The 11,577-nt window shown below is 74.6% G+C and carries 9 protein-coding genes; 3 read left to right on the top strand and 6 right to left on the bottom strand.

What is annotated here, in order from left to right; all coding sequences use genetic code 11:
* Window positions 1-121 precede the first annotated feature (121 nt).
* The 5 genes from ACFYO5_RS03455 to ACFYO5_RS03435 all read right to left on the bottom strand — a co-directional run bounded on the left by ACFYO5_RS03455 (window position 122) and on the right by ACFYO5_RS03435 (window position 7,779).
* Complete coding sequence (locus ACFYO5_RS03455; RefSeq protein ID WP_356559620.1) at window positions 122-1,174, bottom strand: cellulase family glycosylhydrolase; 1,053 nt, start codon at window positions 1,172-1,174, stop codon at window positions 122-124.
* Window positions 1,175-2,062: 888 nt separating this feature from the next.
* Window positions 2,063-3,103 (bottom strand): rod shape-determining protein, encoded by a 1,041-nt coding sequence (locus ACFYO5_RS03450; protein WP_388703677.1) that lies wholly within the window; start codon window positions 3,101-3,103, stop codon window positions 2,063-2,065.
* Window positions 3,104-3,644: 541 nt separating this feature from the next.
* Entirely contained in the window at window positions 3,645-4,985 is a 1,341-nt protein-coding gene (locus tag ACFYO5_RS03445) for a carboxyl transferase domain-containing protein (protein WP_388703674.1), read from the bottom strand.
* On the bottom strand, window positions 4,982-6,388 hold the full coding sequence (locus tag ACFYO5_RS03440; RefSeq protein WP_388704709.1) for an acyl-CoA synthetase: 1,407 nt from the start codon (window positions 6,386-6,388) through the stop codon (window positions 4,982-4,984). Before ACFYO5_RS03440 ends, ACFYO5_RS03445 begins: the two co-directional genes overlap by 4 nt.
* Before the next feature lie 323 nt (window positions 6,389-6,711).
* Window positions 6,712-7,779 (bottom strand): MerR family transcriptional regulator, encoded by a 1,068-nt coding sequence (locus tag ACFYO5_RS03435; protein WP_388703671.1) that lies wholly within the window; start codon window positions 7,777-7,779, stop codon window positions 6,712-6,714.
* A 183-nt stretch (window positions 7,780-7,962) separates the two neighbouring features.
* On the opposite strand from ACFYO5_RS03435, the gene ACFYO5_RS03430 reads away from it, so the two are divergent.
* Window positions 7,963-8,838, top strand: a complete 876-nt coding sequence (locus ACFYO5_RS03430; protein ID WP_388703668.1) for a RimK family alpha-L-glutamate ligase — start codon at window positions 7,963-7,965, stop codon at window positions 8,836-8,838.
* 3 nt (window positions 8,839-8,841) lie between these two features.
* Here ACFYO5_RS03430 and ACFYO5_RS03425 read toward each other — a convergent pair whose 3' ends face one another.
* Window positions 8,842-9,435, bottom strand: coding sequence for a hypothetical protein (locus ACFYO5_RS03425; protein ID WP_356559615.1), 594 nt, complete (start codon window positions 9,433-9,435; stop codon window positions 8,842-8,844).
* A gap of 328 nt (window positions 9,436-9,763) precedes the next feature.
* Between ACFYO5_RS03425 and ACFYO5_RS03420 the strand changes: the two genes are divergently transcribed.
* Together ACFYO5_RS03420 and ACFYO5_RS03415 are read left to right on the top strand one after the other, a co-directional pair.
* Entirely contained in the window at window positions 9,764-10,537 is a 774-nt protein-coding gene (locus ACFYO5_RS03420; protein WP_388703664.1) for an IclR family transcriptional regulator, read from the top strand.
* Entirely contained in the window at window positions 10,534-11,382 is an 849-nt protein-coding gene (locus tag ACFYO5_RS03415) for an SMP-30/gluconolactonase/LRE family protein (RefSeq protein WP_388703661.1), read from the top strand. The genes ACFYO5_RS03420 and ACFYO5_RS03415 overlap by 4 nt, the downstream gene beginning before the upstream one ends.
* Window positions 11,383-11,577: the final 195 nt, after the last annotated feature.

Genomic DNA, 11,577 nt, shown 5'->3' with positions numbered 1-11,577 from the left:
AGAGAAGAAGAGGCTAGCCCAGCCCCGCCGCGCGGTCAGGGTTTCGCTCACTTCCGCCTTCGAGGGCACCGGGGGAGGGTACGGGCCCCTCCCCCGAGTGCGAGTGCGAGTGGGGCGTGGGTCAGGGGCGGACGGCCTTGCCGCGGCCCCACGCCCAGGCGAGGCGGTCGGCGCCGGACTGGTTGGTGGTCGCCAGCCAGGGGCGGGCCGGGGAGCCGGTCAGGGTCTGGAGGGAGTACGTGTCACCGGTGCGCAGGCCCGGCCAGTAGACCGACCCCATCTTCAGCTGGCGGAAGGTGTCGGTGACGGCCTGCATGTAGTTGACGAAGTTGTTGTCCGGCGTCGGCTTGTTGTAGTCGAGGCCGGTGGTCATGTGGGCGCCGAACTCGTCGGCGACGGTCCGGTTCGCGCAGTCGCCGATGCGCACCTTGAGGTCGGCCACCCACTGGTCGTAGGTGGCGTACTCCTTCCAGAACCCGTAGTGGTGCAGGGAGAGGTAGGTGCCCTTCAGGCGCGGGTCGGCGCAGACCGTGGTGACGTGGTCGTTGTAGCCGGCGCCGCTGACGAAGACCCGGTTGCGGGGGACCGAGGAGTAGGTGTCCAGCCACTTCGCGGCGAGGTCGGCCCACTCGGTGTCGGTGTAGCCGTGCGGCTCGTTCATCGGCTCGAAGTAGACGTTGCGGTCGTTCTTGTAGGCCTTGACGACCGTGTTCCACATGGGCCAGTAGGTGGCCTCGTCGTCGATGAAGCCGTCCTTGCGGGGGCCGGTGCCCTCCCAGTACGACAAAATGACCTTGAAACCCTTGGCCGAGGCCGCGTCGACGACCGCGCGGTACGACTTCCAGTAGCTGCCGTTCACCGTGTACGGGTTGATCGGCAGCCGCACGGTGTTGGCGCCGAGGTTCGCGCGGAACGCCGATATCACCCGGCTCGACTTGGTGTAGGTCCGGGCGTAGCTGTCCGAGAGCGACAGGCCCGACAGGACGACCGGGTCGTCGGCGAAGTTGTCCCGCGGGTCGGCCCAGTTGACCCCCTTGAACTGGCTGGTGTCCATGCGCGGGGCGGCCTGCGCGGGGGCGCCGGCGAGGCTGGTGCCGGCCCCCGCGATCAGCAGGGCGAGGAGGGCGGCTCGCAGGCGGGGGGTCCGGCGGGTACCGGCGGGGGTGGTGCGCATCTGCCTGGCCTTTCGGGTCGGGGAGGCGGCTCGGTTCGACGGTGTGGGGTCCGTCCAGGGGCGCCTCGACATGTTTACGCAAACATCAGCCACCGTGGAGCCCGATGTTTACGTAAACATGGCGGCGCCGGAATCGTGGCACCCGGCACAGTGATCGTCAAGGTTTCCCACACGTAACGTCCGCGGTCCGGTTCCCCGGAAGGGGCGGTGTCGATGGGGGTTCCCGGAGGGGGTGCCGAGGGGAATCCCCGGAGGGGGCGGTGCTGATGGGGGTTCCCGGAGGGGGGCGGTGCCGATGGCCGGGGCGGTGGCCGGTGCGTGGTCGGGGCCCGGCGCGAGCCCGGCCGCGCGCCCACCGCCATTCCGGCGCCCGGGTCGGGTCCTCACGGCCGCTCCCGCGCTCCTGGGCCGCGCGCCCACCGCCGGCCCGCCGGTACGCCGAGCCGCGGGACGGACGCCCGTGCACGCCTTGCGACCCGGGCGCCCCTTGCCACCTGGGCGCCTTCGCCGTCCGCGTCGCCTACCCGTGCCCCCTTGCCACGCGCGCACCGTTTGCCACTCGTGCACCTTCGCCGCCCGCGCTGCCTACCACGCGCACCCTCACCGCCTTCGCGCGCACCGGTCGCCGCCCACGCACCCTTGCCGCACCGGCCGTGCGGCGTCAGGTGGGAGCTGCCGACCGGTGGCGGTGGGGCCGGACGTCCGGCGGGCCGACGGGTCAGGGGGTCCGGCGGTCAGGGGGTCCGGCGGGCCGACCACCCAGAGGTCCGGCAGTCCGGCGGTCCGGCGGGCCAGGTATCCGGCAGACCGCCGGAAGTCGTCGGTCCGTCAGTCCGTCGGTCCGTCGGTCCGTCGGTCCGTCGGTCTGTCCGTCCCTCGGTCCGTCGGTCAGGCGGTCGCGATCGGCTGGAGCGAGAGGGGCTCGATCTTGCCCTCCAGCATGGCGCCCAGGCCCTGGGCGGCGCAGATGTCGGGCCGTTCGGCGATGTGGACGGGCATGCCGGTGGCCTCGCGGAGCATCTGGTCGAAACCGGGCAGCAGCGCGGAGCCGCCGACCATCATGATCCCGCGGTCGGCGAGGTCGGCGACCAGGTCCGGCGGGCAGCCGCGCAGGACGCGTCCGATGCCGTCCAGGACGGCTGTCAGCGGGGTCTCGATGGCGTCCCGTACGGCCGCGGTGTCGACCTGGACGGACCGGGCCAGGCCGGTGGCGACGTCCCGGCCGTGGATCTCCGTGGAGGCCGGACCCTGCGGGGTGAGGCCGTTGCCGGACAGGGCCAGCTGGAGGGGGCGTACCGACTGGCTCGGAAGCATCAACTCGTGTTCATGGCGCAGGTGTTGCACGATCGCGTGGTCCACCGCCTCGCCGCCGACGGGGATGCGCTCGGCGGTCACGATGGAACCGAGGGAGAGCACGGCGACCTGGGTGGCGGCCGCGCCGCACACCATGATCATGGTGGCTTCGGGCCGTTCCACGGGCAGCCCGCAGCCGACGGCGGCGGCGATGAGGGTGTCGACGAGTTCGACGCGCCGGGCGCCGAGCCCGACGAGCGTCTCGATGGCCGCGCGCTGGGCCAGCGGGTCGGCGTCGTGCGGGGTGCAGGCGGCGGCCCGCAGGAACGGCTTGCGGCGCAGCTGGCGGCGGATCCTGTCGCCGATCAGGTGCCGCAGCATGCGCTGGGCCATTTCGATGTCGACGACCGTGCCGCCGGAGACCGGGCGGACGACGCGGATGTAGTGCGGGGTGCGGCCGGTCATCTTCTCGGCGAACTCACCGACCGCGATCAGTGCCCCGGTGCGGGTGTTCACGGCGGCGGCGGACGGCTGGTCGACGACGAGACCGGCCCCCTTGACGTAGACCCGCGTCCGCGCCGCTCCGAGGTCGACGGCGAAGTGGCAGCGACGCAGCTGCTCCAGACTGGCGGTCATGGCAGGTCCTCCCGAGAGCACAGACCGTGGCGGCCGCCGGGCCGGCGGGCCTTCCTGAGCGGGCCGCCGGCGGTGGCCCTCTTTCGCATCGTGCGGGGGCGGGAGGACGGGCGCCCGTTGGAGGGGGCCGGGTGGGGAGCCGCCGAATGGGGGTTTCGACGGCCCGTGACCCGTGGGGGACGGAACGGGCGGCCGTGCGGCTGCGGGACGCTCGACGGCCCGTGACCCGTGGGGGACGGAACCGGCGGCCGTGCGGCTGCGGGACGACCCTCGGCGTGCGCGCGCCGGCTCCGGCACCTCCGTCAGCGATCGCACGGTCGTCCGACACCCCGCGGCCCGCGCTTCCTGCTCCACCGTGGGATCGCGTGCGAGGCCGACGGACCGCAGGGCGGCCTGCTGGGCGGCGGTCAGCTCCGCCACCGTGGACCCGATCGGCGCACCGGCGGCCGCCCCTGTCCTGTTCCCGCCTTCGCCGTCGCCCACCGGCGCCGGCGGGAACCGGTCACCTGGTCCTCGCCCGCCCTGAGGGGCGGGCGAGGCCTCACGGCAGGTCCGTGCGGATCACCCCCAGTTCCGCCAGGTCCTGGGGGCGGACGCGCAGTTGGCCGGCGGTCGCCTCGACGTCCTCGGGCGGCCGCTTCAGGATCGCGGCGGCGTGCTCCGGGGCGATCACCGAGAAGTAGCTGTCCGGGGTGGCCCAGGTGCGGCCGGGCGCGGCCAGCGCCAGCGCGCCCCCGGAACCGCCCTCGCCGATCACCAGCGTGGTGACGGGTGTGCCGGCCGTGGCCACCGCGCCGAACAGCTCGGCGATCGCCGGGCCCGCGCCCTGCCGCTCGGCGTCGGCGTCGTTGGCCGCGCCCGGTGTGTCCACCAGCGTCAGCACCGGAATGCCGAGCCGGTCCGCGAGCCGGACCAGCCGGGTGGCGGTGCGGTAGCCGGCGGGCCGGGTCGCGGTTCCGGTCTGGGCGGCGTAGGCGACGGTACGGCCCCGGTGCTCGCCGAAGCCGCACAGCATGCCGTCGGGATCGGTGCCGCCGCAGCGGTCGCCGCCGATCGCGGCGCGCACGGTGAAGTAGGCGTCCAGGTAGGCGTCGGCACGCGGCCGTCGCGGCGACCGGGCACGCCGGACGGCGTCCCAGCCGGTGGCCGGGAGGTCCCTCGCACCCAGGGCGCGGGGGACCGGCGCGGGCTCCCGCGACGGGTGGGTCAGCAGCCGGAGCCACCGCCCCAGCGTCTCCCGCAGCGCCCCCGGTTCCACGACGGCGTCCGCCGAGCCCGCCGCGACCTGCGCCTCGGCGGTGTACGCGGCGGGGTCGGCGTCGGGCGGGCGTACCCGCGACCCGGCGAAACCCACTTGGGCGCCCGGCAGCGCCAGGACCACGTCGGCGCCCGCGCCCAGGGTGGCCCAGCCGCCGCCGGTGGTCGGATCGCGCACCACGGCGATCTGCGCCAGCCCGGCCCGCCGGGTCAGCGCCGACTGCCGGGCCACCCGCTGGAGCTGGGTGAGGGCGAGCATGCCCTCCTGCATCCGCGAGCCGCCGGTGGCGACCAACGGCACCACCGGCAGCCGGTGTTCGCGGGCGTAGGTGTACGCCGCCTCCAGCCGGTCACCGGTGCGTTCCCCCAGCGAGCCGCCCAGGAAGCCGAACTCGAACGCGATCAGCACGGCGCGGGTGCCCCCGACGCCGCCGACGGCGCCGACGCCGCAGACCACGGACTCCGTCTCACCGGTCCGCTCGGCGGCACGGGCGCGGGAGGCGTCGTAGCCGGGCCAGGAGAGGGGGCCGTCGGGCGCGGACTCCGCCACCGGGCCGGTCAGTTCGTCGAACGAGTCGCACACGAGGGCGAGCATCTCGCGCGCGGTGAGGCGCGGAGCGCTCATGAGGGCAGCGCCCGCTTCATGATCTTCCCCATGTCGTTGCGGGGCAGTAGGTCGAGGTACCGCACCACGCGGGGCCGCTTGTGCGGGGCGAGCCGCCGCGCCACATGATCGGCCAACTCGCTCTCGGAAGGCGGGGACTGCCGGTCCTCGGGCACGATCCATGCCACGATCCGCTCCCCGAGGTCGGCGTCCGGCTCCCCGGTGACGGCGGCCTCGCGCACGCCCGGACACTCCAGCAGCGCGTTCTCGATCTCACCGGCGCCGATCTTGTATCCGCCGCTCTTGATCAGGTCGGTGGCCTTGCGCCCGACGATCCGCACGTAACCGTCCCCGTCCCGCACCGCCATGTCCCCGGTCCGGAACCAGCCGTCGGCGGTGAACGCCCCGGCCGTGGCCTCCGGCCGGTTGAGGTATCCGGTGAACAGGTTCGGCCCCCGCACCTGGATCTCCCCGACGCTCTCCCCGTCGTACGCGGTCAGGGGCGTCCCGTCCTCCTCCACGAGCCGCAGTTCCACGCCCGGCAGCGGCACCCCGACCGTGCCCGCCCGGGGTTCTCCGTCGGCGCGCACGGAGGTGTTCATCAGCGTCTCCGTCATGCCGTACCGCTCGACGACCCGCTGCCCGGTCGCGGCCGTGATCCGCTCGTGGTCGTGCACCGGCAGCGCGGCGGAGCCGGAGACCAGCAGCCGGGCCCGGCCGAGCGCCTGGGCGAGGGCGGGGTCGTCGGGGAGGGTCTCGGCGAGCCGGTGATACATGGTCGGCACCCCGAACAGCATGGTGGCGCCGCTGTTCAGCTCCCGGGTCACGCCCTCGGCGGAGAACCGCCCCAGATGCCGGACCGATCCTCCGCGCCGCAGCGGTCCCAGGACGCCCAGCACCAGCCCGTGCACATGGAACAGCGGCAGCCCGTGCACCAGCACGTCCTCGCCGGTCCACCGCCAGGCGTCGGCGAGCGCGTCGAGGGTCGCCGCGATCGCCCGCCGGGGGATGACCGCGCCCTTGGGCGGGCCGGTGGTGCCGGAGGTGTAGACGACGAGCGCCGGGTCCTCCCCGGTGACCGGGAGGCGGTCCGGGAGCCGTCCGCCGGTGGCCCGCACGTCCACGTCGACGCGCGGCAGGTCCCGCACGGCGGGCGGGAGCCGGTCGCCGGGCGCGGCCAGGAGGAGGGCGGGCGCGCTGTCGGCCAGGATGTGCGCGAGTTCCTTCTCCCCGGACCTCGGGTTGAGCGGCACCACCGGCACCCCGGCCTCCAGGGCCGCCACGACGGCCACCGCCGTCTCCAGCGCGGGCGTCGCCCATACGGCGATCCGCGCGCCGCCGTCCGGCAGCCGGCCCCCCAGCGACGCCGCCGCGCCGGCGAGTCCGGCGTACGTCAGCGACCGGTCACCGAACCGCAGGGCCACACGGTCGGACGGCTCGCCGGACGGCTCACCGGACGGCGGACCGGAGGACGCTTGGGGCGGCGGACCGGAAGACGCGTAGGGGGACGGACCGGAGGGCGCGTCGGACGGCGGACCCGATGACGGGCCGGACGGCGGCTCCGTCAGGGCCGGGAAGAGAGAGGACACCGGAACACTCCTCGGGCAGGGGACGACAGTCCGTTCCTACCCCATGGCCGCCCCGACCCGCCGGTCGCGGAGGTTGACACCCGTCACGTCGCAGGTCGCCCGCGGCCGTGCCGCTCCCCGCGACCGGAGAGATCGGCACGGGCCGGTCCCGCCCCGGTTCAGGCCGCCTCCACCACGTCGGCCACGACACAGCTCACGTTGTCCGGGCCGCCCGCGCCGTTCGCCTCGGCGACCAGAGCGTGGACCGTGTCGGCGGGGGAGCGGCCCTGGGCGAGCAGGGCGCGGACGCGGGGCTCGGGGACGACGGTGGACAGGCCGTCGGAGCAGAGGAGGTAGCGGTCGCCGGGCCGGGCGTCGTGCAGCCGCAGGTCGGCGTCGGGGGACGTGGTGCCGGGCAGGGCCTTCAGGAGAAGGGCGCGCCCGGGGTGGACGGTGGCCTCCTCGGCGGTCAGGCGGCCCTCGTCGATCATCGACTGGACGACCGTGTGGTCGTGGGAGATGAGGAAGAGGACGCCGTCGCGCAGGAGATACGCGCGGGAGTCCCCGATGTGGACCAGGGCGAGGTGGGAACCGGTCCACACCAGGGCGGTCAGGGTCGTACCGGCGTCGCCCGCGCCGGCCGCGGCGTCCCGCACCGCGTCGTTCGCGCCGCGCACGGCGTCGTCCAGGAGGTTGAGGACGTCTCCCGCCGGCACCTCCTCGGTGTCCAGGAAGCGCAGCGCCTCCACGGCCGCGCCGCTCGCGGGTGCGCCCGACGGTCCGAAGCCGTCCGCGACCGCGAGCAGCCTGGCGCCCGCGTACGCCGTGTCCTGGTTCTCCGGGCGGACCCGGCCCCGGTCCGAGTGGGCGGAGTAGCGAAGTTCCAGCATGGTGGTGTCCTTCCGAGATGCCTGTGGTGCCGGCGACAGCTGATCCACGAGGAACGCCGCGAGATCACGCCGTACGGCCGTCTCCGCCTCGACGCGCGCCCAGTAGGCGCGGATCTCCGCGGCGGCGGCCGCGGGGTCGAGCGCGCACACGCCGCGGATGCGCGCGAGGGGCATCCCGAGCCGCCGCAGCCACGCCACCAGCCGCGCCCGCTCCAGCTGGCCGGTCGTGTAATAGCGGTATCCGGTGTCCGGGTCGACCCGCGCGGGCCGCAGCAACCCCAGCTCGTCGTAGAGCCGCAGTGCCTTCGGCGACAGCCGGGAGGCCTTCGCGAAGGCCCCGATCGTCAGCATGCGCATGCCCACCCCGTCCTCGTGTCCGTTCCGCCACCGATGCTGGGGCTTCACCGAAGGGGAAGGTCAAGCGGGTTGCGGCGGTTGCGGGGGCGGCGGTTAACCTGCGGTCCGTGCGCGCCACGAGGCGTCGCCAGGTGTCGAGACGTGATGAGAACGAGGACGTCGTCCCGAGAATGGAGCCCCGTCGTGCCCCGAGTCGCCCTGGTCACCTATGACCCCCGCCCGGAGCCGAGCAAGGACCGGGACCTGCCGGTGCTGGCGCGGGCGCTGGAGGAGGCCGGGGCCGAGGCGGAGGCCGTGTGCTGGGACGACGCCGACGCCGACTGGGCCTCCTACGACCTCGCCCTGATCCGCTCCACCTGGGACTACAGCTGGCGCGCCGCCGAGTTCACGGCGTGGGCGGAGCGGTGCGCCGCGGCGACCCGGCTGGCCAACCCCGCCGCCGTGGTGCGCTGGAACACGGACAAGCGCTACCTCGGTGAACTCGCGGCGGCCGGAACACCCGTCGTCCCGACCCGCTACCTCGCCCCCGGTGACCCGGCCGACCTCCCCGACGACCACGAGTACGTCGTCAAACCCACCTCGGGCGCCGGCGCCCGCTACGCCGCGCGCTACACGCCCGACCAGCACGACACCGCCGTACGCCATCTCGCGCGCATGCACGAGGAAGGGCTGACGGCGATGGTCCAGCCGTATGTGCGCGGCATCGACACCGCGGGGGAGCGGGCCCTGCAGTTCTTCGGGGGCGGCCTGCTGCACGCCAGCCGCAAGCGGGCCGTGCTCGCTCCCGGAACCGCGTTCGACGCGGCCAAGGTCGCCCATCCGGGGCTGGAGCCCTGGCTCCCCACGGCGGCCGAACGCGAGGTGGCCGAGAGGGCGCTGGCCGCCGTACCGGGCGCCCCCGAGTTGCTGTACGCCCGCGTCGACCTGGTGGACGGCGACGACGGCCGGCCCCGGGTGATGGAGCTGGAACTGGTGGAGCCGAACCTCTTCCTGTTCCTGCACCCGCAGTCCCTCCCGAGGGTGGTCGAGGCGATCCTCGCCGCGGCCGCCGCCGGCTGAGGGCTACCCCCGCACGGCCGTCCGCTGCAACAGACCCCAGGTGAACTCGGCCGCCACCTCCCGTCGCACCCCCTCCCCGTCCGGCGCGGTGAAGGCCAGGCCCCAGCGGGTGGGGGCGGAGCCCTCCAGGGGGCGGGCGGGGGCGAAGGCGCGGGCCGCCTCGTCGACCGTGCAGGACCAGGGGGTGAGGTCGTCGAGGGTGCGCAGGGAGGGGGAGGGTGTGCCGGGGGCGCGGACGAGCCACTCGTTCCACACGGCGCCGTTGGGGGCGAGCAGCACCTCGAAGCGGAGATCGGGCCAGAGGGGGAGCGGCCACAGCCACGCCTCGCAGTCCAGGTCGCCGATGCGTCGCGCCGCCCGCGATTCGGGGGCGCCGAGGACGGAGCGGTACCGGGAGGCGGCGCCTCGGCCGCGCGGCGAACGGAGCATCGCCTGCCAGCGCCTGTTGGCCTCGCGCATGTCGGTCAGGGAGGCGCCCAGCGCGCGGCGGGCGTCCTCCACCGGGTCCGGATTGTGGTCGGCCATGCGGCGCAGCAGCACCAGCTGGAAGTCGACGGGTGTGAAGGGGCGGCCGGCGGGGCGCGTGTCGGACGGCATGCGGTCCATCGTCCCCCACCGGCCTCGCGGCGAACCGGCCCACCGGCCTCGCGGCGAACCGGCCCACCGGCCTCGCGGCGAACCGGCCTCGCGGCGAACCGGCCTCGCGGCGAACCGGCCTCGCGGCGAACCGGACGACCGGGACGACCAACCGGACGACCAACCGGGACGACGACCGCACGATCCGGGGTCGAAGCGCGGTTCGTCGGCAGGCGCGCGGCTCCCGGCCATTGCCCGACGCCTCGCCATGTGACTAGCCTGTGTTCGTCATGCCGATCGTCTGTTGAAATTTCGAACGCAGGCTACGAACCAAGGAAGGGGGCCGGCCGTGGGACGACTCGTACCTGCCGTCACCCGTGCTCTCGACATTCTCGAGCTCTTCCTCGAGGGGGACGGGACACTGTCCGCCCCCGACATAGTGCGCCGACTCCAACTGCCGCGCACCACCGTGCACGAGCTTGTCACCACGCTCGCCGCCCGGTCGTACATCGTCACGGTTCCCGGACAGCCCGGACGCTACCGCCTCGGCGTACGGCCGTACCAGCTCGGCAGCCGGTACGCCGAGCAGCTCGACCTCGCCGCCGAGGGCCAGCAGGTCGCCCGGACCGTCGCCGAGACCTGCGACGAGACGGTCCACGTGGCGATCTTGGAGGGCACCGACGTCATCTACATCGCCAAGGTCGACTCCACGCACGCCGTCCGCATGGTGTCGGCGGCGGGCCGTCGTCTCCCCGCGCACTGCACCTCCGTCGGCAAGATGCTGCTCGCCTCCCTCCCCGACGCCGAGCTGACCGCGCGGATCCCCGAAGACGCCGCCCTGGCCGCCATGACGCCCAACAGCATCACGCAACCGGACGCGCTGCGCGAGGCCCTTGCGGAGATCCGGGAGCGGGGCGTCGCGGTCGAGAACCGCGAGTCGAACCCGGACGTCAGCTGTGTCGCGGCCCCGGTGCGCGACCGCACCGGCAGGGTCGTGGCCGCGCTGTCGATCTCCGTGCCCATGATCCGCTGGAGCGACGAGCGCCGCGTCGAGCTGGAGCAGCTCGCCGCCAAGGGCGCGGCCGAGCTGTCCGAACAACTGGGCTACCGGAGCGTGGCATGACCAACGTGTACGAGGCCGCCGTCCGCGCGGAGGCCGCCCTCGGCGAGGGCCCGACCTGGGACCCGGCCACCGGGCGCCTCCTCTGGCTCGACATCCTCGGCTCGCGCCTGCACACCTACGACCCGTCGACGGGCCGCCGCACGGTCCGCGTCACGGACCAGCACGTGGGCGCGGCCAAGCCCCGCGCGGGCGGCGGGCTGGTCCTCAACCTCCGCCACGGCGTGGGCCTGCTGGACGAGGACGGGAGCTTCCGCTGGCTCCACCACGAGCCGGTCCCCGGCCGCCGCGCCAACGACGCGGCGATCGCACCCGACGGCTCGCTGTGGGCCGGCACGATGCGGTACGACGAGGCGCCGGGCGGGGGATCGCTGTCCCGCCTCACCGGGGACGGATCGGTCGCCGTGATCCTCGACGACGTCGCGGTGAGCAACGGGACGGGCTGGAGCCCTTCCGGCACGCTGATGTACTACATCGACTCCCCGACCCGCCGCGTCGACGTCTTCGACCACGCGGACGGCCGGGTGACGAACCGTCGCCCCTTCGTCGAGATCGAGGACGGCGCGGGCTTCCCCGACGGGCTGACGGTCGACGCGGACGGGTGCGTGTGGGTGGCGCTGTGGGACGGGGCAGCGGTACGCCGGTACACCCCGGCGGGTGTGCTGGACCGGGTGATCGAGCTGCCGACCCCGCGGGTGACGGCCTGCGCGTTCGGCGGCCCCGAGTTGACGGACCTCTACATCACGACGGCGCGGGTGGGCCTGGAGGCCCCCCACCCACTGGCGGGCTCGCTCCTGGTCGTCCCTGACGCCGGCAAGGGCGTCGCCCAGCCGGCCTTCACCGGCTGAGAGAGCCGGCGCCGCCCGCCCGCTGCCGGTGGCATCCCCTCACCCGTCGCCGGGCCGACCTCCGGTCGTGTCCGGCGTGGGCGCAGGGTGTGACCCTGTAGGTGTTCGGCGGCTGAGGGGGCTGGTGCCGGGCGTATATCGCCGGGCGTCGGCCCCTCACTCGTTGACCGGTGCCGCGCGACCCACCGCCGGGCG

Origin of the sequence: Streptomyces sp. NPDC006259 (assembly GCF_042870975.1) — a bacterium.
GTDB lineage: Bacteria > Actinomycetota > Actinomycetes > Streptomycetales > Streptomycetaceae > Streptomyces.
Note: the sequence above shows the minus strand (reverse complement) of the source record. Positions and strands in the feature narration are given on the sequence as shown.

Excerpts from the sequence above, each read along its gene's own strand:
- ACFYO5_RS03425 (WP_356559615.1), bottom strand. The coding sequence starts at position 9,435 with ATGCCGTCCGACACGCGCCCCGCCGGCCGCCCCTTCACACCCGTCGAC.
- ACFYO5_RS03435 (WP_388703671.1), bottom strand. The coding sequence starts at position 7,779 with ATGCGCATGCTGACGATCGGGGCCTTCGCGAAGGCCTCCCGGCTGTCG.
- ACFYO5_RS03450 (WP_388703677.1), bottom strand. The coding sequence starts at position 3,103 with ATGACCGCCAGTCTGGAGCAGCTGCGTCGCTGCCACTTCGCCGTCGAC.
- ACFYO5_RS03415 (WP_388703661.1), top strand. The coding sequence starts at position 10,534 with ATGACCAACGTGTACGAGGCCGCCGTCCGCGCGGAGGCCGCCCTCGGC.
- ACFYO5_RS03445 (WP_388703674.1), bottom strand. The coding sequence starts at position 4,985 with ATGAGCGCTCCGCGCCTCACCGCGCGCGAGATGCTCGCCCTCGTGTGC.
- ACFYO5_RS03455 (WP_356559620.1), bottom strand. The coding sequence starts at position 1,174 with ATGCGCACCACCCCCGCCGGTACCCGCCGGACCCCCCGCCTGCGAGCC.